At 55.1% G+C, this 24,211-nt stretch carries 21 protein-coding genes; 6 read left to right on the forward strand and 15 right to left on the reverse strand.

What is annotated here, in order from left to right:
• Positions 1 to 161: 161 nt before the first annotated feature.
• Genes EHV15_RS05740 through EHV15_RS05755 form a run of 4 tightly spaced genes read right to left on the reverse strand, consistent with a single transcriptional unit; the run spans position 162 to position 6,298 of the window.
• The gene (locus EHV15_RS05740; RefSeq protein ID WP_128630398.1) at positions 162 to 2,156 is read right to left on the reverse strand and encodes an amino acid ABC transporter ATP-binding/permease protein; all 1,995 of its coding nucleotides are present in this window, start codon (positions 2,154 to 2,156) and stop codon (positions 162 to 164) included.
• Positions 2,153 to 3,889 (reverse strand): thiol reductant ABC exporter subunit CydD, encoded by a 1,737-nt coding sequence (gene cydD, locus EHV15_RS05745; protein ID WP_128630399.1) that lies wholly within the window; start codon positions 3,887 to 3,889, stop codon positions 2,153 to 2,155. The genes EHV15_RS05740 and cydD overlap by 4 nt, the downstream gene beginning before the upstream one ends.
• A complete protein-coding gene (gene cydB / locus EHV15_RS05750; protein WP_128630400.1) occupies positions 3,889 to 4,905 on the reverse strand; it encodes a cytochrome d ubiquinol oxidase subunit II in 1,017 nt (338 codons plus the stop codon). Before cydB ends, cydD begins: the two co-directional genes overlap by 1 nt.
• On the reverse strand, positions 4,892 to 6,298 hold the full coding sequence (locus tag EHV15_RS05755) for a cytochrome ubiquinol oxidase subunit I (protein WP_425464425.1): 1,407 nt from the start codon (positions 6,296 to 6,298) through the stop codon (positions 4,892 to 4,894). The genes cydB and EHV15_RS05755 overlap by 14 nt, the downstream gene beginning before the upstream one ends.
• A gap of 295 nt (positions 6,299 to 6,593) precedes the next feature.
• Between EHV15_RS05755 and EHV15_RS05760 the strand changes: the two genes are divergently transcribed.
• A complete protein-coding gene (locus EHV15_RS05760) occupies positions 6,594 to 7,589 on the forward strand; it encodes an ABC transporter substrate-binding protein (RefSeq protein WP_128630401.1) in 996 nt (331 codons plus the stop codon).
• Positions 7,590 to 7,592: 3 nt separating this feature from the next.
• Here the strand turns inward: EHV15_RS05760 and EHV15_RS05765 are convergent, their stop codons facing one another.
• From EHV15_RS05765 to EHV15_RS05775, 3 genes are read right to left on the reverse strand one after another with little or no spacing between them, the layout of a single operon-like run.
• Positions 7,593 to 7,967, reverse strand: coding sequence for a nitrous oxide-stimulated promoter family protein (locus EHV15_RS05765; protein ID WP_281281598.1), 375 nt, complete (start codon positions 7,965 to 7,967; stop codon positions 7,593 to 7,595).
• Complete coding sequence (locus EHV15_RS05770) at positions 7,964 to 9,640, reverse strand: hypothetical protein (RefSeq protein ID WP_128630402.1); 1,677 nt, start codon at positions 9,638 to 9,640, stop codon at positions 7,964 to 7,966. The genes EHV15_RS05765 and EHV15_RS05770 overlap by 4 nt, the downstream gene beginning before the upstream one ends.
• A gap of 2 nt (positions 9,641 to 9,642) precedes the next feature.
• Entirely contained in the window at positions 9,643 to 10,431 is a 789-nt protein-coding gene (locus tag EHV15_RS05775) for an ABC transporter ATP-binding protein (protein ID WP_128635201.1), read from the reverse strand.
• Positions 10,432 to 10,695: 264 nt separating this feature from the next.
• Between EHV15_RS05775 and EHV15_RS05780 the strand changes: the two genes are divergently transcribed.
• Positions 10,696 to 11,520: an aldo/keto reductase gene (locus tag EHV15_RS05780; RefSeq protein ID WP_128630403.1), complete on the forward strand. Its 825-nt coding sequence runs from the start codon at positions 10,696 to 10,698 to the stop codon at positions 11,518 to 11,520.
• A 450-nt stretch (positions 11,521 to 11,970) separates the two neighbouring features.
• On the forward strand, positions 11,971 to 13,074 hold the full coding sequence (locus EHV15_RS05785; protein WP_128630404.1) for a serine hydrolase: 1,104 nt from the start codon (positions 11,971 to 11,973) through the stop codon (positions 13,072 to 13,074).
• Between the two features lie 45 nt (positions 13,075 to 13,119).
• On the opposite strand, the gene EHV15_RS05790 is transcribed toward EHV15_RS05785, so the two are convergent.
• From EHV15_RS05790 to EHV15_RS05805, 4 genes are read right to left on the reverse strand one after another with little or no spacing between them, the layout of a single operon-like run.
• On the reverse strand, positions 13,120 to 14,148 hold the full coding sequence (locus EHV15_RS05790; protein ID WP_128630405.1) for a siderophore ABC transporter substrate-binding protein: 1,029 nt from the start codon (positions 14,146 to 14,148) through the stop codon (positions 13,120 to 13,122).
• 39 nt (positions 14,149 to 14,187) lie between these two features.
• A complete protein-coding gene (locus EHV15_RS05795) occupies positions 14,188 to 14,949 on the reverse strand; it encodes an iron ABC transporter ATP-binding protein (RefSeq protein ID WP_128630406.1) in 762 nt (253 codons plus the stop codon).
• Positions 14,946 to 15,899 (reverse strand): iron chelate uptake ABC transporter family permease subunit, encoded by a 954-nt coding sequence (locus EHV15_RS05800; RefSeq protein WP_128630407.1) that lies wholly within the window; start codon positions 15,897 to 15,899, stop codon positions 14,946 to 14,948. The genes EHV15_RS05795 and EHV15_RS05800 overlap by 4 nt, the downstream gene beginning before the upstream one ends.
• Positions 15,883 to 16,842, reverse strand: coding sequence for an ABC transporter permease (locus tag EHV15_RS05805; RefSeq protein ID WP_128630408.1), 960 nt, complete (start codon positions 16,840 to 16,842; stop codon positions 15,883 to 15,885). The genes EHV15_RS05800 and EHV15_RS05805 overlap by 17 nt, the downstream gene beginning before the upstream one ends.
• Positions 16,843 to 17,056: 214 nt before the next feature.
• Here EHV15_RS05805 and EHV15_RS05810 point away from each other — a divergent pair, with 214 nt between their 5' ends.
• The gene (locus tag EHV15_RS05810) at positions 17,057 to 17,185 is read left to right on the forward strand and encodes a DUF4023 family protein (RefSeq protein ID WP_128630409.1); all 129 of its coding nucleotides are present in this window, start codon (positions 17,057 to 17,059) and stop codon (positions 17,183 to 17,185) included.
• 149 nt (positions 17,186 to 17,334) lie between these two features.
• Here the strand turns inward: EHV15_RS05810 and EHV15_RS05815 are convergent, their stop codons facing one another.
• Complete coding sequence (locus tag EHV15_RS05815; RefSeq protein WP_128630410.1) at positions 17,335 to 17,517, reverse strand: hypothetical protein; 183 nt, start codon at positions 17,515 to 17,517, stop codon at positions 17,335 to 17,337.
• Positions 17,518 to 17,700: 183 nt separating this feature from the next.
• Here EHV15_RS05815 and EHV15_RS05820 point away from each other — a divergent pair, with 183 nt between their 5' ends.
• Entirely contained in the window at positions 17,701 to 18,210 is a 510-nt protein-coding gene (locus EHV15_RS05820; RefSeq protein ID WP_178075777.1) for a hypothetical protein, read from the forward strand.
• A gap of 343 nt (positions 18,211 to 18,553) precedes the next feature.
• Positions 18,554 to 19,729 (forward strand): IS256 family transposase, encoded by a 1,176-nt coding sequence (locus EHV15_RS05825; protein WP_128630411.1) that lies wholly within the window; start codon positions 18,554 to 18,556, stop codon positions 19,727 to 19,729.
• 441 nt (positions 19,730 to 20,170) lie between these two features.
• Here EHV15_RS05825 and EHV15_RS05830 read toward each other — a convergent pair whose 3' ends face one another.
• The 3 genes from EHV15_RS05830 to EHV15_RS05840 form a co-directional block, all read right to left on the reverse strand.
• On the reverse strand, positions 20,171 to 21,580 hold the full coding sequence (locus EHV15_RS05830) for a sensor domain-containing diguanylate cyclase (protein ID WP_178075778.1): 1,410 nt from the start codon (positions 21,578 to 21,580) through the stop codon (positions 20,171 to 20,173).
• A 208-nt stretch (positions 21,581 to 21,788) separates the two neighbouring features.
• The gene (locus tag EHV15_RS05835; RefSeq protein ID WP_128630413.1) at positions 21,789 to 22,313 is read right to left on the reverse strand and encodes a hypothetical protein; all 525 of its coding nucleotides are present in this window, start codon (positions 22,311 to 22,313) and stop codon (positions 21,789 to 21,791) included.
• A 244-nt stretch (positions 22,314 to 22,557) separates the two neighbouring features.
• Entirely contained in the window at positions 22,558 to 24,039 is a 1,482-nt protein-coding gene (locus tag EHV15_RS05840) for an MDR family MFS transporter (protein WP_128630414.1), read from the reverse strand.
• Positions 24,040 to 24,211: the final 172 nt, after the last annotated feature.

Here is a 24,211-nt window from a genome sequence, read left to right on the forward strand (position 1 = left end):
GTTGCCTCAGCGCTTATTTTGCCTTTTTGACCAGATTCGGGCCTTTTTCACCCAAATAAGCGCTCTCGCAACCGTTAGAAATGGGATCCCCGTCTTTTCGGCTAAATAACGGCGATTACAACCGTTAGCGGAAGACTGGAATGCCCTGGAGTGCCGAACCGTTAATCCTCCGGCCGGTCCAACCGGTACAGATTGCGGTAGCGCGGTTCGGACTTGAGCAGCTCGGCGTGGGTGCCCCGCATCAGGATGCGGCCATGCTCCATAAAAATAATCTCGTCCATCTTCTCCGCACCGACCAGATGATGGGTCACCCAGATCAGCGTTTTGCCCTGCGTCGTGCGGAAGATCGTCGCCAGCAGCTCGCGCTCCGTGCGCGGATCGAGCCCTACGGTCGGCTCATCGAGGATGAGCACGGGCGTGTCCTGCAGCAAGATCCGCGCCAGTGCTACGCGCTGCCGTTCGCCGCCGGAGAAACGCTGGCCCGTTTCGCGCATCGGCGTGTTCAGGCCCTCCGGCAGCGCCGCGATCAGCGGGCCCAGCTGCGCAGCTTGCGCGGCCCGGCGGATCTCCTCGTCCGCGGCCTCCGGCCGGGCGAGCCGGATGTTGTTCGCCACCGTCGTATCGAACAGGTGGGGGCTTTGATTGAGGACGGACACGTACTCCGGCATCCGTTCGCCTAAGGCCGCGGCGGGGATGCCGTTAAACGTCACCGTCCCTTCGCCCAGGGCAAGCGCCCCCTGGATCAGCTTCAGCAGCGTCGACTTGCCCGCGCCGCTGCGGCCGATCACGGCAACCCGCTTGCCCTGCGGGATGTCCAGCGACACGCCGTCCACGGAATTGGCGTCGTTCGCCGCATACGCGAAGCGCACGCCCTGCAGCCGAATATGGACGGCATGAGCGGCATCCCGAGCCGTGTCGCGGCCGGCCGCGGTTGCGGCGGAGGCTGAACCGCCGGCGGAGGCCCCGCTAGCAGCTTCAGCGGCGCTTGTGGCGGTGGTCGCGCCAGCCGCGATGGTTGCGCCAGCGGCGGTGGATACGCCTGCTGCAGGAGCAGCGCCTACAGCTCCGGCGTTTGCCACGGCAGCATCACCAGCGGCCCCGGCGTTTGCCGCCACAGCACCGCCAGCGGCCCCGGCTCCAGCCACGGAGGCACCGCCCCCGCCCCCGGCTTCAGCCTCAACAGCCGCTGCCGAAGCCGCGCCCGAGCCGTCCTCGATCCGCGCCAGCCGCTCCAGCGACACGCCGTACTGCGGGATGCGCTCCACCGCGTCCGAGACGGGCAAAAACGCGTCCGCCAGCGGAAACACGATCAGCACGAACGCGGCGATCAGCGTGGCGGCGATCTGCCCGGACGCAGCCTGCCCGCCGGCCCAGTACACCATCGAGACGACGGCGAGGCCGACGACCGACTGGCCGATCAGGCTCCGCCAGCGCGCCCACGCCCGCAGCTTGCGGTCTTTGCGGGCCACGGCCGCCTCATCCCGCTCGTAGGAGGCCAGGAATTCGTCCGCCCGGCCGCTGATTACCCAATCGCCGATGCCCATAACGGCGTCGGTCAAGGTCCGGTACAGCCCGCCACGCTCGCGTTTGACCTCCTCGTTGGTCCGCCGGGTCAGCCGTAGCGTCACATAGGGCAACACCGCCACCAGAACAAAAATGTACCCCGCCAGCAGCAAAGCGAACGTCACATCAAAAAATCCCATTGCGATCACAGCCGCAGCATACAAAATCAAAGCGACCAGGCTCGGGAACACGGTGCGGATGTACACGTTTTGCAGCTGCTCGATATCGTCGGCCAGCGCTCCGAGAATGTCCCCCGTCCGGTAGCGGGAACGGATGAACAAGGCCTGGGGCTCCAATATCCGGTACAGGCGCACCCGCATCCGGGCCAAAATCCGCAGCACTGTATCATGCCCGACCAGCCGCTCGACATAGTGGATGACCGCCCGGCCGATCCCAAACGTGCGCACGCCGACGATCGGCACGTACACCAGCAAAATATTGTAAGGCTGCAGCGCCGACTTCGAGATCAGAAAACCGGAGGTGAACATAAGCATGCCGGCGGAAAGCAGCGTAAGCACGCCGAGGAGCAAATAAAGGGCAAACCGTCCGCTGTATATGCGAAAATAAGGGCTAATCCAAGACTCCCGCTTCATCCGATCTCCTCCCGCTGCGCCGCAACCATCCGGTAATAAGCGCCCCGTTTCTTCATCAGCTCGTCATGCGTTCCCGTCTCCGCCACCCGGCCCTGCTCCATGACGATAATGCGGTCCATCTGCCGCATCCAATGCAACCGGTGCGTCGCCAGCAACACAAGCTTCCCTTCAAACAAAGGCAGCATCGTTTCCTTCAACTCGTATTCCGTCTCGATGTCCAAATGGGCCGTCGGCTCGTCGAGCAAAATAATCGGCCGCTTGCTGACTAAAGCCCGGGCCAGCGCCACACGCTGCTCCTGGCCGCCGCTCAGCGTCCGCCCGCCGCCGCCGATCGGCTCGTCCAGCCCGCCGGGCAAGCTGCGCACCAATTCCCCGAGTCCGGCTGCCACCGCCGCCCGCTCCACATCCCCGCGCGCCGCCCCGGGCGCATGAAAACTTATATTATCGGCCAAGCTGCCGCTGAAAATATACGGATGCTGCGGAATATAAGTGATTTGCTCCCGCCAGCCCGCGGCCGCCAAATCGCCCAACGCGCTGCCGTTCAGCTCAAAACTGCCGGACGTCGGCCGCAAAAACCCGCCGAACACGTCGATCAGCGTCGACTTTCCGGCCCCGCTTTCGCCGATGATGCCGATTTTGCCCATGCCGCGGAGCGACAGCCGGACATCCTCCAGCGAGGCCTTGGCCTCCCGCTCATGGATCACGCCCACGCCATGCAAGGCCAGCGTACTGTCCGGCGTCCACGCCCAGGCCACGCCTTCCGGCACCGGCGCCGCCTTGGCCGCCTCCTTCTCCGCCGCCGCGATGATCGCCTGCATCGCCTCGCCCGCTTCCTTCCCGTCCAGGGTGGCGTGGAAGTCCGCCCCGACCATCCGCACCGGCAAAAAATACTCCGGCGCCAAAATCAGCACGGTCAACGCGGGCAGCAGCACCATTTCCCCATTCACCAGCCGCAGCCCGAGGCTGACCGCCACCGAAGCGACCGACAGCATCGTAAAGAAGTCGAGCGCAAACGAGGACAAAAAGGCCACCCGCAGTGTGCGCATCGTCGCCGAGCGGTAGGAATCGCTCACCCGGGCGATCGATTGCTGATGCGATTTGCTGCGCCCGAGGAATTTCAGCGTCTCCAAGCCGCGCAGCGAATCGACGAAATGGTTCGCCAGCACGCGGTACGATTTGAGCTGCCGCTCCGTTTGCTTCCGCGCCGCCAGCCCGAGCAAAATCATAAACGCGATCAAAATCGGCATCGTGATCGTCAGGATGACCCCGGAAGCGATATCCAGCTTATATACGTAAGCCAAAATCAGCACCGGCGTCAGCCCGGTCGCCAGCATCCGCGGCAGAAACAGCTCCAGGTAATTGCGGAATTTGGCGACGCCCTCCAGCACCAGGGTTACCAGATTCCCGGTGCCTTCGGTCCCGGTGAACCGCGGACCCAGCTGGAACAGCTTCTCCAGCACCTGCCCCCGCAGGTCCCGCCCTGTCTCCTCCGCGAAGCGGTAGGCCATCTTCTGCATCGTCAACGCGCAAATTTGCCGCACCATAAAAGCAAGCAGGAACAAACCGGCCCCGCCGGCTTGTTCCTGCAGCTTGGCGCCGGCAAACAGGGCGGAGACGATCTCCGCCAGCCATTTAGCCTGCCCGATGATAGCAATGCTCTGAAGCAGGGTCAGCAGGGCCATGATCGCCATGACCGGCCGCACCCCTGGAAATTTCATCAAACCGCGTCCCATTAATATTCCAAATGCTCCTTTTCGTGTACGCGTTTATGGAAAACGAAATAACTCCAAATCTGATACCCCAGCACAAACGGCAGCAGGGTTAAAGCCACAATCGTCATGACCTTCAGCGAGTAAGCCCCTGAGGCCGCATTCTGAATCGTGAGCGAAAACGTCTCGCTGATCGAGCTGACCATAACACGCGGGAACAACCCGATAAACACCGCCGCGATCGAAAGGGCGATCATCGTTCCGGTCATGCCAAACGCCCAGCCGTCTTTTTGCTTGGAGATAAACCATCCTCCCAGCACAAAGGCGATAACGCCGAGCCCCCCTACCAGCCCGAGCACCAAGCCGCGGACTTGGAACACATCCGTCTGGAAGTAGGTCAACACGCCGAACAGAACGAACAATACCGCCAGCGGAATCAGCATTTTATGCGCCAGCTTGCGAGCCCGCTCCTGCAAACTTCCCGTCGTGCGCAGCGAGGCGAACAGCAGGCCGTGCACAAGGCACAGCATGACAACCGTAATACCGCCGACCAGCGTGTAGATGTTCACCATATCGAACAGGCCGGCCTTCATTTCCATGTCCCCGTCGATCGGCAGGCCTTTCATCAGGCCCGCGAACACTACGCCGAGGAGGAACGGCGGCAGCAGGCTGCCGAGGAAGATCGCGCCGTCCCAGGTCGACTTCCATTTCTCACTGCCGACCTTGCCGCGGAATTCAAACGCAACCCCGCGGGCGATCAGCGCCAGCAGCAGCACGACAAGCGGGGTGTAATATCCGCTGAACATCGTGGCGTACCAGTTCGGGAAAGCGGCGAACATGGCGCCGCCCGCCGTCAGCAGCCACACCTCGTTGGCATCCCAGAACGGTCCGATCGAGTTGATCAGAACCCGGCGCTCCATATCATTTTTTGCCAAAAACCGGGTGCTCATTCCGATGCCGAAATCAAAACCTTCCAAAAAGAAGAAACCGATGAACAACACCGCGACAAGGATAAACCACAGCTCATTAAGAGACAGCATGATAACCCTCCTTACCGAATGGATCCGTCGAATGGTCGGCACCGGCGCCGTCCTCATTCGGCCCTTTCTTGATAACCTTGACGAACAGGTAGGCCATCACCGCTCCAAGCACCGCGTAAATCAGCGTAAACGCGATCAGGGAGAACAAAATTTGCCCGCCGGTGACGCTCGGCGATACGCTGTCCTTCGTCTGCATCAGGCCGAATACCGTCCACGGCTGACGGCCGAATTCCGTCATGATCCAACCGGACGTATTGGCGATAAACGGCAGCGAGATCGACCACAACATCGCGCGGTAAAACCATTTGTTCGGACGATCCAGCTTTTTGCGCCAAGCCAGATACGTGCCGTAAAGTCCAAGCAGAATCATCAGACAGCCGGCGGCGATCATGATCCGGAAGCTCCAGAAGGTCGTCCGCACCGGCGGAATGTAATCCCCAGGCCCGTATGATTGTTCATATTCGGCCTGAAGCTCGTGCATTCCTTTTACTTCGCCGGAAAATTTACTGTAAGACAAGAAGCTGAGCAGATAAGGGATTTTGATTTCAAAATCGTTTTTCCCGCCACCCGAATCAATGTGCGCGTACAGCGTCCAAGGCGCAGGGTCGCCGGATTTGCCCCAAAGGCCTTCGGATGCGGCCATTTTCATCGGCTGCGTTTTGACCAGATACTGCGCTTGCTGGTGACCGAACAACGCCGTGCCGAACGAAGCGATTAAAGCAACGATGATGCCGATCGCAAACGATTTTTTGAAAAAGGACGTATCCTGGCGTTTCAGCAGCTTATACGCGCTGATCCCGGCGATCATAAACGCGCCAGTGGCAAACGCGCCAAGCACGGTATGCGGGAATTCCACCCACAGCTGCCCGTTGCCGATCAACGCGAAGAAGTCGTTCATTTCCGCCCGGCCGTTGTTAATTTCAAAACCGACCGGCCGTTGCATAAACGAGTTGGCCGCCAAAATCCAGAACGCCGATACCGTCGTCCCCAAAGCCACCAGCCAAATGCACAGCAGATGCACTTTCTTGGACAGGCGATCCCATCCGAAGATCCACAGTCCGATAAAAGTCGATTCCATAAAGAAGGCGAACAACGCTTCAACCGCGAGCGGCGCGCCGAACACATCCCCTACGAACCGCGAATAATCCGACCAATTCATGCCGAACTGGAATTCCTGAAGAATCCCCGTCACAACCCCAACCGCAAAGTTGATCAGGAACAGTTTTCCCCAGAACTTGGCCATCCGTTTGTATTCTTCTTTGCCCTTCACGACATACATCGTTTCCATGATCGCGATGAGCAGCACCAGACCGATGGACAGAGGCACAAAGAAGAAATGGAAAATCGTCGTCACCGCAAACTGAAGGCGTGCAAGCAGAATCGGATCCAACATTTCATCCCCTACTTTCGAATAATTATTATCTAATGTGAATTCTAGCACTCATTGATGAAAACGAACGCCGCTAAATGTAATAATTTTGTGACGGAAATCACATGATGTATGTCACAAAGGCAAAAAAAGAGCCGCAAACCCGCGTCATTGCTCGTTTTTTTGCCACGGATTTATTTTTGACATTCCTGTGACATACTTGTCGCACTTTTATTTTTGGAAAAAGGTTGCGCCATAGATGATTTTAAATGATAATAATAATCATTATCACGTTGGGAGTAGTGGGGGGCTTTAGGAGATGAATAAAAAAACGAAATACGCTTTAGTGCCGGTCCTGCTTAGCCTGGTCTTGCTGTTAGGCGCGTGCGCGGGAAAATCCGCCCCGGCAACGACGAATGAAGGTCAGCAAACTGGGGTTAACAGCACGTCCGAACAGCAAAATCAATCCGGCGAACGCCTGGTCAAGGACGCCTTGGGCCATGAGGTATCGGTCCCGGCAAATCCGCAGCGCATCCTCGCTTCGTACCTGGAGGATCATCTGGTCGCGCTGGGCGTCAAACCGATAGCGCAATGGTCCGTGGGCGACGGCAAATCCGTACAAAGGTATCTGCAATACGCTTTGCAGGATGTTCCTACGATTCCTTCCGAGCTTCCTTATGAAGCCGTAATTAGCTTTGAGCCCGATCTGATCATTATGGACAGCGCGGAGATGGCCAGCGGCGACAAATATGGGCAGTACGCCAAAATCGCGCCCACCTATGTTATCGGTACGGGAAAAAACAACGATTGGCGTCAGGAATTGCTTGCCGTAGCCGATATTCTGAATAAATCGGAAGAAGGCCGCAAGGTGCTGGATGAATATGAACGGAAAGCAAGCGAGGCCAAAGCAAAGCTCCATCAGGAGGTCGGGGAGGCCTCGGCGGCCGTGCTTTGGGTCAGCGCCAAAAACACCTATGTTGTTCATGAACAGCTATCAAGCGGTGATGTGCTTTACCGCGACCTTGGCCTGCAAGTGCCGGCGGCCGTGAAGGAGATCTCCGCGTCCGCCACCGCCAATTGGAATCCGATTTCCAAAGAGAAGCTGGCGGAACTCAGTGCGGATTATTTGTTTATCATTAAAAGCGCCGGCATCACCATGGAAGAAATGAAGACCGATCCGATATGGTCGGGAATTCCGGCGGTAAAGAGCGGGCATGTGTACGAATTCGGCGCCGACTCCAGTTGGCTGTACACCGGCGTGATCGCCAACGGAAACATGATCGACGATGTGCTAAGCAGCATTTTACCGCAATAATACTCACTTCCTATCGTCAAACAGGTGCCGGACCGTCAATATCGGATGCCGCAATAGCATTTTCGGTCCGGCATAAGCCATGATTTTGCGGATTGTGTCCCGTTGTTTAGGCGCATAGCAGTGGACCGCACACGCCCGGCAGGTCGTTTTGTCTTCCCCGAACCGGCAGCGGGCGAGCCGCTCCCGGGCGTACCTAAGCAGCTCCGCGCACTCCGGGCACAAGCCGGGAACGGATTCGGCCGCGATTTCGTCCCGGCTGGTCCGTTCCCGTTTCCCATGCCGCTGCCGGCAATAAAGGGAAATCATGAGCGCCACCGTCATCTGCTCGCGGCGAATCCGCGGCCCTTCTTTTTCCGATTGCAGCCTTCCACCCCTCAATACTCCGCCCTCCCTTTTGCGAGCGCCCCTGGAGCAAACACCCTTCTCCACCCCAGCCAAATCGCGATAATCAGCAATAATGCATAGACGATAACGCCAAACGGAACGGTGGTTGCCGTCCAATGCAGAAGTCCCATGCCGCCAAGCAGGAACATAAGCGGCAGTAGCTTCAATCCTTCGCTTTGCTGCGTGGCCTCAAACGGCTCCGAGAAAGGAAGCCCTTTGCGCAAATAGGCAAAGCACAGGATGGCGAACAATTGCATCGCCAGGCCGGCGACAACCAGATCGGGAACGATATGCGCCCCGAACAACAGCGCGAAAATCAGGCTTTCCAGCACGAACAAAGGCAGCAGCAGACGAACCAGGCAAGCGAGCAGCGCACCCTTGTATATCGGCCCCTCCTCCCGGATCGGCAGCACCCGGTAAATCCAGGCGGCCTTGTGGCTGCCGGAATATCGCAGCATCATGATGACGGTAGGCAGCATCAACCCGCAGAAATAAATAAACAAATACTTGCGGGTTCCGGCAAGCCCTTGAAGACCGTTTTCGAAGCCGTCGGTAAACAGAAAAATAAACGGGAAAATAATCGAAAACCCCAGCGTCGGGTACACTTTAAGCTTAAACTCCCGCTCATTCCCCAGCATCGACCAGGCAAACCGGAAAAATACCCGCTCCTGCGGGTCCCGGCACAGCCAATCGGCCAGCCGCTTCAATGCGGTTCCCGTCCGCTGTCCGCGCCGCCGTCCCGGCTCAGCAAGCTTTTGCAAATTCCTTTCCAGGGCGGGCGCCAATTTCAGATATAAGGCAAAGGCGGCCAGCGGCACGAGGAGAGACAACAGGGCTAAGGCCATGTACGGCCATCCGTTCCCCGGATGCAGCACTGTCTCGAACGCTGCTCCGAACCAGATCGGCGGGATGAAATACTGCCACCATCTTGGCTGGAACACCATGTTCAAGCCGGTAAAATCAAAAAGCCGGATCACCAGCTGATACCCGACCGTGATGCCGATCGTCAACCCGATCTGTACATAGTTGATGATGTCCTTCAGCTTTTCGCCGTCGAAAAATCGCAGCACCCCCAAATACAGCAGCGCGGTGATGACCACAATAAGCAGATCCATCAGCACCAGTTCCAGCAGCAGCAACAGCGCAAACCCGATCCCGTGCTTTAACAGCCCGACGGCCAGCGGCACCACCGCAATCGCGCCGGTCAAAAAGAAAAGGTAGAAGAAAATGTGCAGCGCTTTGGCCATGGCGATCGTCCGGCGGTTCACCGGCCTGACCGCCAAAATGCTCCGGTCCCGGATATCCAGCAGCACCGCGGAAAAATCGGAAATCATCGAAGTCATGATCATAAACATCATAATGCCAAACAGTATGCTTGCCTGAAACAGAAAGTTGTCCCCCGCCGCCACGATCACGGAACCCAGCGCCCCAAAAATGAGGTAAAGCCATAGCGAGGCAAAAAACTGGTTTTTCTCCTTCTCCCGCCCGAAACGGTCTTTCGCCCGATCCGCGCCCTTTCGAGATTTTCCGACAATGGTGGGCACCCGCCGGGCATCCATCGCCAGCTTCACCTGCAGGATGCGGCGCATGACGGGATAGTCCACTCCCATTTGTTCGAACAGCCTGCGGAACCGGTCCAACACCTTCAGCGACTTCATCTCGTTCATAGCTACACCTCTTGCACGATCGCCACAAACTGTTCGGCGATGCTTCGATGCTCGTTAAATCCGGTCAACTGGTTAAACACCTGCTCGAGGGAACCCTCTTTAGATTGGCCTTTAAGCTGCTCGAAGCTGCCGTCAGCCACAACGATTCCCCCGTCCAGCAAAATGATCCGGTCGCTGATTTTTTCTACGACATCCATAATGTGCGAGGAATAAAAAATCGTCTTCCCCTGCGCCGCCAACAAAGCGAGAATTTCCTTCACCACCATGACGCTGTTGGCATCAAGCCCGCTGAGCGGCTCGTCGAGGAACAAAATGTCCGGGTTATGCAGCAGGCTGGAAATAAGCAGCACCTTCTGCTTCATCCCTTTGGAAAACGTGGCGATGCGAACGTCGAAAACGTCCGTAAGTTCAAAACGCTCTATAAGCCGGCGCGCTTTGCTTTCCGCATCATCCGCAGGCAAACCGTAAAGCTCGCCGATAAACGTCAAATATTCCCGCGCCGTCAGCGTATCGTAAATTTCCGCCACTTCCGGCACATAACCGATGCGCTTTTTGTACTCCACGCTTTCATCCTGCGGGCTGGCGCCCAAAATACGGACCTCGCCGGAATACCCTTCGATCAGTCCCAGCATGATTTTAACCGTCGTGCTTTTGCCCGCCCCGTTTGGACCGATGTAACCGATAATTTGCCCCGGATACACGTCCAGATCAATCCCGTTTAATACAAACTTATCTCCAAACCGCATGCGCAAATCTCTTAACGTGATGACAGGTTCATGGCTGCCGACCATTTTCTCCACCCTCTCCGAGTCCAAAATTACGTATGTCTTCCCTTATTCAAACCTATTTTCCAATATTCTACCATACTCTTTCTAGGCGAATCGGTTATATCGCACACAAATGCCGGTATGGATCCCTAAGCCTCACATTGAATTATCCATAATGGATAAAACATAAGAATTAATTAGCCTTATTTGCAGATCAAATTTTAATCGTGATATACTTTTACTGGAAATTAATTTGTCCGATATCCATCAAGAAAGGAAGGATTACATATGGATTTTGTCACTTTGAACAATGGCGTAAAGATGCCGCAGCTCGGGTTTGGCGTATGGCAGGTCAAAGACGAGGAAGCTACCGCGGCGGTAGCCAAAGCGCTTGAAGTCGGATACACTTCGATCGATACGGCGATGATTTACCGCAACGAGGTTGGGGTCGGCAAAGCGATCAAACAGTCGTCCGTTCCCCGCGAAAATCTGTTTATTACGACCAAGGTGTGGAACGCCGACCAGGGCTACGACAACACGCTGCGCGCTTTCGACGAAAGCCTGGAGCGGCTTGGCCTCGATTACATCGACCTCTATCTGATCCACTGGCCGACGCCTAAATTCGATCAGTACGTGGACACCTACAAAGCTCTGGAGAAACTGTACCGCGACGGACGCACCAAAGCGATCGGCGTCTGCAACTTCGAAATCGAGCATTTGGAGCGCCTGCTGAACGAAACGGAAATCAAGCCCGTGCTCAACCAGGTGGAGTGCCACCCGCATTTGACCCAAAACGAGCTGAAGGCGTTTTGCGCGAAACATGATATTTTCGTGGAAGCGTGGAGCCCGCTGGAGCAAGGCGGCGACGTGCTGAAAGACCCGGTTGTCAAAAGCATCGGCGAAGCGCACGGGAAGTCCCCGGCTCAAGTTGTGCTGCGCTGGCATCTGCAAAACAACACCATCGTCATCCCGAAATCGGTCACCCCTGCGCGGATCGAAGAGAATTTCAATGTGTTCGATTTCAAGCTGGCGGACAGCGAAATGGAGCAGATCAGCAAGCTCAACATCAACCGCCGCAAAGGCTCGAACCCAAACGAAATGCACGTGCGTTAATTCGCGTTAAGGTCAAGGCTGCCTGCAAGGGCGGCCTTTTTATTTTGCCGCGGGGAGGCCGCTTCGGGACGCCGGAAGCGTGGATTAAAGACAGACTGCAATAGCGCAAGCAGCGGTGTTATAAGGGTGATGTCGCTGGTGCTAACGGACACCAGAGGCGCTATTTGCTCCAAAATAGAAGCGGAGAAATTGTAACGGACTGAGGTGACCTTATTTCGATCAAATCAGCATAAATGGCCTCAAATGTAGCCAAATAACGTCTGCTGAGTCCGTTAGCGCAGGAAATACCCGGGAAATGAGCAAATAAGGTCATTACGGTCCGTTACAGTCTGCCCCGGTCCATTGCCGGTGCCGGGCATTGCCGAGCATTGTTTATGGAACCTGTGCGATCACGCATACGTAGAAAGAATAAGAAATTTTTTACCGCCGATAAGGAGGTTCCCATTGATAATGCTCATTATCGTAGTCGCGGTGCTTGTTTTGATGGCCGTGTCCTTTGGGCTGATGGTATTCTACGCCAAGCGGAAGGATGAGCGCAAAACGGAAGCGGATGTTCTGCAGTTTCTGGCGGCTCATCCGGATCACGCCTCAATGTATGTCATGGAAAACGATCGAGTGGTGATCGATTACCAGTCCGATGTCAAGCGGCCACTGGCCAGCGTACTCAAAATTGCGATTGCTCTGGAACTGGCCGAACAAGCGGCGGAAGGGCGCATCGATATGAACGAAGCCGTGCCTCTCGACTCACTCCGCCGTTTCTATATTCCGGGAACGGACGGAGGCGCGCACCCAAGCTGGCTGAACGCGCTGGACCAAGCCGTAACCGCTGACGGCAGCGTTACCTTGCTGGAAGCCGCCAAAGGCATGATCCATTACAGTTCCAATGCCAATACGGAATATTTTATGGAGAGGCTTGGCCTGGACAACATCAACGTCCGCATTCAAAAACTAGGCCTGTCCCGGCACGATCCGATATTTCCGGTCTCTTCGGCCATGCTGATGTACGGGTACATGACCAAATACGAGCATATGTCGCGCAGGCAGACGGAGCAAGCGATGAAAGGAATGACGGACCGGGAATACGCCGCCAAAGCGCAGCTGATTTTCGATTGGATCCGGCAAAATCCGCAGGCGATCCCGTCGCTGCACGACCGCAGCAACCCTATACCGGTTCAGCGGATCTGGTCCGCCAGGCTGCCGGGCGACACGGTCAAGGAATATGCCGTCCTGCTGCAAAACATCCAAAAAGGCGAATCGCTTTCGCCGGAAGCAACCCGCATCGTCAAGGAGATCATGGAGCGTAAACCAAGGCCGGAATCCAAGTACATAACCCTCGGAGCCAAGGGCGGCTCAAGCTTAAGCATTTTGAATCAAACCTTGTACTGCGAGGACAATCAAGGCAACCGGATCCAGTTGGCCCTCTTCATCCACGAACCCCAAGGCTTGGAAATTATGTGGCTGGAGAAGAAGCTGGACCAGTTCTTGCAAAAATATTTAACCGACGATCATTTTAAACGGCAGGTCGTCCAAACGCTTGGCAGCGGCGCCGGTTAAGCAAAAACAAAGCAGAACTCCCCACGGAATCCTGCTTTGTTCGCTTTATTTTATCCCTTCATGGACCTCTTTCAGCATTTCCGGCACGGACAGCAGGCCGCCGCCGGAGAGGTACCAATAGTTCGCGTCCAGATAAATGATTTTACCGTTTTTGTAGGCGTTCGTTTTCTTCACCAGATCGTTTTCGACCAGCTTGGCGGCCGGTTCGGCCTGCTTACCCTCCTCGGTAACAACGGCGTCGCGGTCTACGACGAACAGGTAATCCGGTTTTTTCTCGGCGACATATTCGAAGGAGATGCTTTGACCGTGCGTCGAAGCATCGATCGTGTCATCCACCGCAGGCACGCCGAACACGTCATGAATCAGGCCAAACCGCGAGCCTGGGCCATAGGCGCTCACTTTGCCGCCGGTCGTCAGGATGACCAATCCCTTCTTGCCGCTGGCCGCCGCGGCGGTTTCCTTCACCGCATCAATCGATTCGCTGATCGCCGCCAGCTCCCGCTCGGCTTCGGCTTCTTTGCCGAAAATTTGCCCCAGCGTCTTCACGTTTTCCGTAAACGATTCGAGGTAATTTTTCGTATCAACGCCCATAAAGATCGTCGGCGCGATTTTGTTCAGCTCCTCGTACGCTTCGGAAGACCGGCCGGAAATGAAGATCACCCCAGGCTCAAGCGCGTTCAGTTTCTCAAAATCCGGCTCGAACAGCGTGCCGGCGTTCGTGTATTTGGCGTCTTCGTATTTTTTCAAATGCGTAGGCAAGTTCCCCTGCGGCACCGCCGCTACCTCTACGCCCAGTTTATCCAGCGTTTCCAGCACACCGTAGTCAAATACGACGACATTGCCCGGGTTTTTCTTGACTTTGGCTTCCCCCAGCTGGTGTTTGATCGTCAGCTCCTCCGACGCAGCCGCATCGGCGCTCGCCGGTTCGGCGGTATTCGTGCTAGTTTCACCGGCCGTCCCGGCAGCGCCGCCGCTTCCGGTCCCCGCCGCGCTTCCGCCTTGATTCGAGCCGCATGCGGCCAATAATACCACTAAAAATACCGTCATCAGCAACATTGATATTTTTCGATTCATCGTTAAATCCCCCTTTTTAATTGTCAAAAACAAAAGCCGCTATCCTGCAAAATATACGCAAATCCGGTTTCCGCCGATGTTCTCGATCGGAATCTCCATGTCGTACACTTCCCGCAAAACCGCCGGATCGATGATCTCATCCTTCGTCCCTTCCCTGACCACGCCCCCGTTCTTCAAAGCCACGATGTAATCGGAGTAGCAGGAGGCGAAGTTGATGTCGTGGATGACCAGAACGACCGTTTTGCCGAGTTCATCCGTAAGCCGGCGCAGCACTTTCATGATCTGCACCGAATGCTTCATGTCCAGGTTGTTCAAAGGCTCGTCGAGCAGCACGTATTCCGTGTCCTGGGCGATAACCATGGCGATAAAAGCCCGCTGCTTTTGTCCGCCGCTGAGCTCATCCAAATATTTGTGCTGCATCGCTGCCAGGTCCATATACTGAATCGCTTCGTCCACATACCGTTGGTCCTCCTCCGTCAGCTTCCCTTGCGAATAAGGAAAACGCCCGAATGCCACCAGGTCGCGGACCGTAAGCCGGAGGTTGATATGATTGGACTGCTTTAAAATGGAGATTTTTTTCGCCAGCTCCCTGCTGTTCCAGCCGCCGATTTCCTTGCCGCCAATCATGATTTCGCCTTCATCTTTGGCAATTAAGCGGCTGACCATCGACATCAGCGTGCTTTTGCCGGCGCCGTTCGGGCCGATGAAAGACGTGATTTTCCCCTCCGCGATGTCGAGCGAAACGCTATCCACCACTTTTTTGCCGCCGTATAGTTTGGATACTCCCCTGACCTTAATCACGACTTATTCTCCTTTAGCATCAGATAGATGAAGTAGACGCCGCCGATGAAGTTGATGATGACGCTTAGCGAAGTGGAGAACGTAAACACTCGTTCAACGAGCAGCTGCCCGCCGATCAGGGCGATGAAGCTGATCAGGGAAGCGCCGAGGATCAACGTGTGATGGCGGTAGGTGTTCAGAAACTGGTAGGCGACGTTGGCGACCAGCAGGCCCAGGAACGTGATCGGTCCGACCAAAGCTGTGGAGATCGAAATCAGGACCGCCACGACGATCAGCATTCTTTTTACGACGAATTCGTAGCTGATTCCCAAATTCACCGCGTGATCGCGGCCCAAAGCAAGCACATCGAGATACTTGGCAAAACGGGCGAAATACCACCCCATCAGCAGCACGCCAGCCAGCGAGATCAAGAGCAGATCCGTATCCACGTTGTTGAAGCTGGCGAACATTTTATCCTGGATGACGAGAAATTCGTTCGGATCGATCAGTTTTTGCAAAAATGACGACAGGCTGGAGAAAAACGTTCCGAACACCAGCCCGATCAGGAGCAGATGGTAGATGTTGCGCCCTTCCTTGCGGAACAGCAGGCGATACAGCAGGCCCGCGAACAGCACCATGAACCCGACCGCCAGCAGAAAGCGAAGGTTTTTGCTCATCAGCGTCAAAGCCGTTCCGCCAAACAGAAAGACGATAAACGTCTGCAGCAGCATATAAAGCGAATCCAGCCCGATAATGCTCGGCGTCAGGATCCGGTTGTTCGTAATCGTTTGAAACACCACGGTGGAAAAAGCGACCGCCGTTCCGGTAAGGAGGATCGCGAGCAGCTTTTTGCCGCGCCTCGGAAGTATGTAGTCCCAGTGCCCGCCCGCGTCGATCGTCATAAACACGACCACGAGCAGGATGCCGATTCCGACGAGAATCGCAAGTTTCGTTTTATGACTTAGGCGCATAGGCGTTTCTCCTCATCAGCAGATACAGGAAGATGCCGCTCCCGATCACCCCGACGGTCAGACCGATCGAAACCTCGTACGGATAAATGATGACCCTTCCCAAAATGTCGCAGGCCAGTACAAAGACCGCCCCCAGCAGCGCCGTGTGGGACAGGTTGTTCCTCAGGTTGTCGCCCCGGTACATCGTGACGAGGTTCGGAATGATGAGCCCGAGAAAAGGGATCGACCCTACCGTCAGCACGACGACCGAAGTGACCAGCGCCACCAGCATCAGGCCGAGATTGACGACCCGCTTGTAATTCAGCCCCAGATTCACGGAAAACTCCTCGCCCATCCCTGCGACCGTAAATTTGTTTGCGTAGGCATAAGCCGCAACGACCAGCGGAACGCTGATGTACAGCAGCTCGTAACGCCCCTGCATGATCATTGAGAAATCGCCATGCAGCCAGGCGGACATGCTTTGAATCAAATTGTATTTATAGGCAAAAAACGTCGTTGCCGAGCTGACGATTCCGCCAAACATCAAGCCGACCAGCGGAATAAAAATCGTATCCTTATATTTCACGCGATCCAGTATTTGCATGAAAATATAAGTGCCGGCCAAGGCGCACACAAAGGCCACCGCGATTTTCGCCAGCGGCCCCGCCGCCGAAAACAGCAGCAGCGAGATCATGATCCCGAAGCTGGCGGAATCCATCGTGCCCGCCGTCGTTGGGGACACGAATTTGTTGCGGGTCAGCTGCTGCATGATCAGCCCGACGATGCTCATGCTGACCCCGGCGATGATGATGCTGATCAGCCGGGGAATCCGGCTGATGCGGAAGATCTCCCACTGGTCGGCGTCCAGCCGAAGCAGGCCCGGCAAGGAGACGCCCTTGACTCCGATAAACAAGGAGACCAAGGATAAGACAATCAACATAGCTGCTAAATATCTTGTTTTCATATTTGTCCTTGCTTCCCTTCCTCTGGCCGGGAGGAAAGTTCAAGTTTGCTCGCTGCCGGCAGGACGGTTTTTTGATAATGATATTCATTATCAATTAACTTGAATTATATCGTCTCCATTTCCGGACTGTCAACCCTAAGGTGATGAAAGGCGCCCAAACGGGGCATAGTAACGCGGGAAACATATATCTTTAATAAAGGAGACGACGCAAGCTATGGAAAACCTGCACGAGTTTGTGGAAAAGGTGCATGATCAGCAGGAAAAGCAGGAGAAAAACAAAAAGCGCGGCAAAGGCAACCCCGCCGGCCAACTGCCGACGAAACAGCACGGCACGCAGAAGTAAGAGAGAGTCTATGGTGTCAACCGGATCATAGCGGTAATTTTTACCGCTATTTCGGCAGCCCCATGCTCGGAGGGCTATTTAAAAAGCCGCCCACAGTACGCTGTGCAGCGGCTTTTTTGCTGGGTATTGGAGGACGCGCCTCCCTTGCTTTATCCTTCGTTCTTGTCTTTTCCGCTAATATACTCATCCAGCGGCCCCACGCCCGTTGTGCTGTGGTTTTTGATTTGGGCAAGGCGCCCGTTGCGGCGTTCTCCGCCGTCTCCGGCCGTATCATTTTGCCCGTTGCTGCTGCCGTTGCCGGCTTGCCGCCCGCGGTTCTTCTCGTTTGCCATGTGAGTAGCCTCCTATTCACCCGAATTAGTCCGTTTCTAGCGTTAGCGTGTCATTTGCCGGCTGTTTTTATACTTCTGACTGGACCTAAGTCCAGTTCACAACTTCCCCAGAGTCCGAAGAATCGGGCGGCGATTTTATTGTATGCTGTAGATAATCAATACATAGGCAAAGGAGACCTTGGTATGAATTTGAATAAAAAATCATTAATCGGGCCGGCGCTTGTGCTGGTCGGCATTTGTCTGCTCTTTTTCCGCAGGGAAGCGGTCAGCGCAGGCACGATTTTCGGCCAATTTTGGCCGACCTTGTTCGTCATTCCGGTTGGACTGTTTTTCCACTGGATGTACTTCTCGATGACGGACCGGAGAGCTACGGGACTGCTCATTCCCGGCGGCATTTTGTTCACGGCAGGCCTCGTCTGTCAGCTCGCCACCCTCTTCGACAGTTGGCAATACCTGTGGCCCGGCTTCATTTTGGCTCCGGCCGTCGGCCTGTTTGAGTTCTACTGGTTCGGCGACCGCAACAAATATCTGCTCATTCCGATCAACATTTTGACCGTGCTGTCGCTGCTGTTTTTTGCCGTCTTTTCGCTCGGCAACCTGTATAACCGCCTGATCTTCGGCCAACCGGTGCTGGCGATCGCGCTCATCGCCATCGGCGCCGGCGTGATGCTCGCCCCGAAAAGGCGGCTGTAGGCAAAAACTGATCCCGCTTCCGCACAGGACGCTTCTCCCGAATCACTCGGGGGAAGCGTTTGTTCGCTTTCCGCGGTACTAGTAGACGATTCTGGAAATAACGTTTAGTCTATTGAAGATCCCGGGTGACAGTATAGAGGAAAAAAAGGGCGCTATTTCAACGATAGCCCCCATGTTGCGTGAAATAGAGGAATTTTATGGCGCTATTTTCACGATTTAGTGGCGAAAGGCCGCCTTTCGAGATGGCGTAAAATAAGTTGTGTAAGGACAGGTTAGTCTATCAAACGACAAAAAAGTAGGGTATGCTTGGGATTGCGAAGTCACCAAGGAGGAACCCTACTCAATGACAACTATACAACAAAACTCGTTCACAGAACAACTCGAAAATACAATGCAAAGTTTTCTAAAAGAAAAAATTGAAACTCTTTTAAAGGAGGAAATTAAAAATTACTTACAAGTAGAGCACCCGGAAGTGGCAAACAGCCGCAACGGATATTACAGCAGGAACTGGGAAACCCGACACGGGGTGATTCCGGATCTGCAAGTGCCGCGGGATCGCCAAGGCGACTTTCAGACGGAACTGTTCGCGCCCTACCAGCGGCGGGAAGCTTGGCTAGAGGACACGGTCATTCACATGTACAAGGGCGGGATGAGCACAAGAGACATCGCCGCCTTCATTGAAAAAATGTTTGGCGCCCAGTACTCGCCGACGACCGTGAGCAACATCACGAGCACGGTGCTGGAAGACGTTGCGGCCTGGCAGGCTCGACCGCTGGCCAAGCGTTATGCGGTCATCTATCTGGACGGGATGTACGTGAAGCTCAAGCGTCAGTCCGTCGCCAGCGAAGTCATTTATATTGCCATGGGTGTCGATGAGGCCGGACACCGTGAGATCCTTAGCTTCAGCCTTGGCGGCAAAGAAAGCGCCAACGGGTGGAGGGATGTCCTGCGAGACCTCTACAAACGTGGCGTGCACGAGGTGCTGCTGGGCGTATTCGATGGCTTAGCGGGACTGGAGGAGGCCTTCCGGGAAACGTATCCGCAGGCCGGCGTCCAGCGTTGCGTCACTCATAAAATGCGCAATACGCTACCGAAAATCCGCGATAAGGACAAAGCGGATTTCGTGACGGACATGAAGACGATTTACAGTGCCATGGATCGCGATGTCGCCATGGCCAATTTCGACCTCGTGCAAGCCAAGTGGGGCAAGATCTATCCGAAGGAGCTCGCGTCGTGGGAGAACGAGTTACCGGTCCTCCTTCGCTTTTACGATTTCCCAACGATGATCCACTATGCCATTTACACCTCGAACCCCATCGAGCGAACAAACAAGGAAATCCGCAAGCGGCTGCGGCCCATGAACAGTTTGACGAACATGGATGCAGCGGAGAAAATTATTTATCTAGAGGCCCTCTCCTATAACGAACGCTGGAGCAGCCGGGTGTTGCGTGGATTCGCGGATGCAAAAACCCAGCAAGCGCTCAAAAAAATGTTTGACGAAAAATATCCCCAGGCCTGAGCCGATGCAGTCGCGTTAGCCAGGTGTGGCACACAAAGCATAGATAACAAGGACACTTTGACAACTGGAAATGAAAAGGAAATTTTTCAGGGGGGATCCCCCCTGAAGCTTGAAAACCAATGATATCCATTGTCCCAATGGATACCCTACTTCGAACCCTAAAAGATAATTACACAAAACTCTTGACGCTACCCCTTTCGACCTGTTCACCGAAAAATAAGACCCAAAAATTCCCTTATCGTGATGAATAGGCTCAAATTCGGAAAATAAGACCCTAAAGTTCCCCTATTTTATGGGGACAGACGATACTCAGCACAAGACTAATATAAAACAAAGTGATCATGGCCCCTGTCCGCAGATAAGCCAGATTATTTCCGGATCATTCTACTGGGGCCGTTTGCCAGTCGCACAAAGCTTACGCAACAATGCTGCAGGTATTACCTACCGGACGCGTTCGGTTTCGTTCCGCCTGTCGCCGTAAAACCGGTAATCGCCCGAAGTCCCCCGCTTGGCGTCATACATCGTGGCGTCCGCTTGCCGCAGCATCTCCTCCAAACTGCTGGCGCCGTCCGGGGAGAAACTGACACCCACGCTGGCCGAGATTCCGATGCGGACACCCCGGTACTCGCAGCCTTCGGACAGGTTGGCCAGAATCCGCTCCACAACTTTCAGCACGCCATCGGTGTCCAGATGGGTCAGGAGGATGACAAATTCATCGCCGCCCATACGGCATACCATGTCGTCTTCGCGGATCAGGGAGGACAATTTGACGGCAATAACTTTCAGCAAATGATCTCCGGCCTCATGGCCGTACGTATCATTGACGTCCTTGAAATTGTTCAGATCGAGAAACAGCAGCGCGAGGGGGTAGTCCCCCTTGTTCACGCATTCCGCAAATCTCTCCCCGAACTTTGTCCGGTTAGGCAAGCCGGTCAGTTCATCATGATACGCCAGATAATGAATCGTCTCCTCCAGTTGCTTCCGGTCCGTAACTTCGATAATGATGCCCTCCAGACGAACGAGATGTCCCAACGCATTAAAGTGAGGGGTGCCCCGGCTTTGAACCCACCTCACCTCGCCATCCGGCCGCAAAATCCGGCATTCCTTCACCGAGCTTGTCCGGCCGAGGATCATCTCCTGCTGGGACTCGAAAAACATATGCTGATCCTCCGGATGAATCATATCCGTGATCCGTTCCGGAGACTGCTCGAATAAGCTGGCGGGATACCCGGTAAGCTGCTCAAATCCGTCGGACACCGTCAGCTTCATCTCGCCAAAATCATAAGTCCAAATTCCAACGGAGACGCTTTCAAGGATCGCTTTCAGCCGCCCTTCGCTATGCTCTGCCCGATATGACATTTTCCTGGTAATCATGGTAGTAATGAGGGAGAATGCCAGAATGAGCAATCCGTACACGGCAATGTAGGCCGTATCGGACAGGTTGGTCCTTTCGGCGAACATCGTGTCGTGCAGTTTGTAGAAGAAGTATACTCCCGAGGACACATAAAGCACGCCCCCCAGCGCCACAGCCACGTAATTTTGATAAAACAGGCTAAGCAGAGGCAGCAGCCCCAGAAAAATATAACTTGTAAATGAACGCTCATTCCATATGATAAAGAAAAGATAGATGAACAGCAGAAAGATCGCGAGCAGCATCGTGGCCGCCGGCCAACGCCCGTTCCAAACGAATCCGGCCAAAATGAGCAGCAGGACGATGCCGAGCAGCGGCTGCACCGCCATAGCGTTCCGGTTGATCAATATGTTCATAAACAGGCCTGCCGCAAAAAAACACCCCAACAGCACCAGCATCCATACGTTTTTTTGATGAATCAGCTTAGCATCTTTACTCATTTCTACCACCTTTTTGCTTGCAGTCAGCAGCAGACTTCGCTGGGAATTTCGCATGGGTATAAAGAACTATGCCTAAGGAATTATTATACTACAAAGTATAAAATGTGGAATACGTTAATTTTATGCAGTAGCATTCGCCCGAAAAACTAAAAAAACGCAGGTTTGAAAGGGGCTAAGCTCCCCGCAACCCGCGTCATGAGTTTTGTTCCTAGGGGATAAACTGCTGAACGATTCGCACCACTTGCCCGCCTTCGATGGTGAGATGGTACGGGAACCGGCTCAGATCGATCAAGTCGTTGTCGCCAAGCAACCGGCTGAACTTCTTCAGGCTTACCGGCTCGTTCCACTTGACTTGAATATCCTCGATCCGTCCGGAGCGATCATAAATCTGCATCAGCACTTCGGCATCTTTTGCTACCGGATACTCCACCGTCTCTTTGACGTCATTCACAATGTAGTAGCCGTCGAGCGGCCCATCGATCCCCGCGTCCGGCTCATGCTCCGCGAATGCGGCCGCCGCCGCCTCCCCCTCGTACCAGAGGATCGGATCCGCCGCGAGCCTGCCGCCTTGGGCTCCAAGTTCGAGACGGTTCACATAGACGGTCACTGCATGCGGCCCCTGCTCGGGTTCCGAGACCGCGGCCGTTCCGGGCTTTGCCGCACCCGGCACGATGAACGAAGGCATGGTAACGATCAACAACAAAGGAAGCACTGCTACAAACCAATTTCTCATGTTTCGGGTCCGCCTTTCCCTGTCAGCACAAATTCAGCATTCGAGCTTACTAATATGCCTTGCACGTTCATTATATGACGGCCGCTGCGAAAAAGGGTCACAGCGAAGTTAAAACGGGTTACAAAATGTTTAAAGTGTGCGTTGCATGTTCGTTGCAACCTCTTTAAGCGCAAAAAGCTGCCCGCAGGACCATCCTAAGATGATCCCGCGGGCAGACCTGGGTTAAACCGGCGTGAGGCAAGGATTAAGAGCCCTGCTTCGCCCCGGAGCCATGTGCTTCGGCCGGCGCTTGCGTGCGGCGCAGAAACAAACCGAGAATGAGGGCGATGACGCCGACAAACATCGAGATCGTAAAAGCGCTGTGCAGACCGCTGACCAAGGCCTGGGCAAGCTCTCCCGGGTCCTTCGGATTGGCGGAAGAAGCCAGATAACGGGCTTGGCCGGAGGAATAGATGCTGATGAACAGCGCCGTGCCAATCGCCCCGGAAACCTGCTGGAGCGTGTTCATGATCGCGGTTCCGTGCGGATACAACTGGCGCGGCAGCTGGTTTAGCCCGGTCGTTTGGCCCGGCATCATCACCAGTGAGATGCCGACGAGCAGCGCGATGTGCAGACCGATGACAACCCCGGTAGGAGTAGTCGTTTCCAATCCGCGCATAAACCAAAGCGTGATGATGACAATGAGCAGCCCCGGCGTGATCAGCGCGCGCGGCCCGAATTTATCGAACAGCCTGCCCGCCACCGGAGACATCAGACCGTTGATCACCCCGCCCGGAAGCAGCACGAGCCCGGCGATAAACGGCGCGAGCAGCAGCGCCCCCTGCAAATACATCGGCAGCAGGATCAGCGTGGAGAACAGCGTCATCATCATCACCATCAGCAGCGCGGCGGACAACGCGAACATCGGATATTTAAAGACGCGGACATCGAGCGTCGGCTCGGCGACGACCAGCTGGCGCCATACAAATAAGGCGAGCGCCACAAACCCGGCAATCAGGCAGATGTAGACGATTGGACTCGACCAGCCTTCGCCTTCCCCGGCGTGGCTGAAGCCGTAAACGATGCCGCCAAAGCCGACCGTAGACAGCAGGATGGAAATCAGATCCACCCGCGGTTTCGTGGGCTCGGAAACGTTCCGCAGATAAACGGCTCCAAACAAGATCGAAAACAGGGCCAGCGGCACGACCAAAAAGAACAGCCAGCGCCAGTTCAGGGCGTCCAGAATCAGGCCGGACAACGTCGGGCCGATCGCCGGGCCAAACATGATGACGAGACCGATGGTGCCCATGGCCGCTCCTCTTTTTTCGGGAGGGTAAATCGTCAGGATCGTGTTCATCATCACCGGCAGCAGCAGGCCCGTACCAATCGCCTGAATCACCCGCCCGAACAGCAGCATCCCAAAATTCGGGGAAATCCCGCAAACGACGGTACCGATTAGAAACAAAATCATTGCGGACAAAAACATTTGCCTCGTCGTAAACCATTGAATCAAGAGCGCCGTAATCGGCACGAGGATCCCGATCACCAGCATATATGAGGTCGACAGCCATTGTATCGTGGAAGCTCCGACTTGAAGCTCATGCATTAAATCGGTATAAGCCACGTTCAGAAGGGTTTCATTCAAAATGGACACAAATGCCCCGATGATCAAGGCGATCGTTATCGGCAGCCGCCTGATCCCTTCCACGCCGGCCTCCTTGACAGCGCTAAGCGTCGTTGTATTCATTTTTTTCGGTTACCTCCATACTATCCGGAATTGGATTTTTCTCTTTGTATTTTTTATATATAAACAAGGATGGCCCAAGATCATCTGTATGGTTTCTAAAGCCTTCCTTGGGGCGTGAGCGTCTTTTGTCTTTCGTCTTTTGTCGAAAGCGTTTTTCTAGACCGTTCTATAT

Source organism: Paenibacillus oralis (assembly GCF_003863965.1).
Lineage (GTDB): Bacteria > Bacillota > Bacilli > Paenibacillales > Paenibacillaceae > Fontibacillus > Fontibacillus oralis.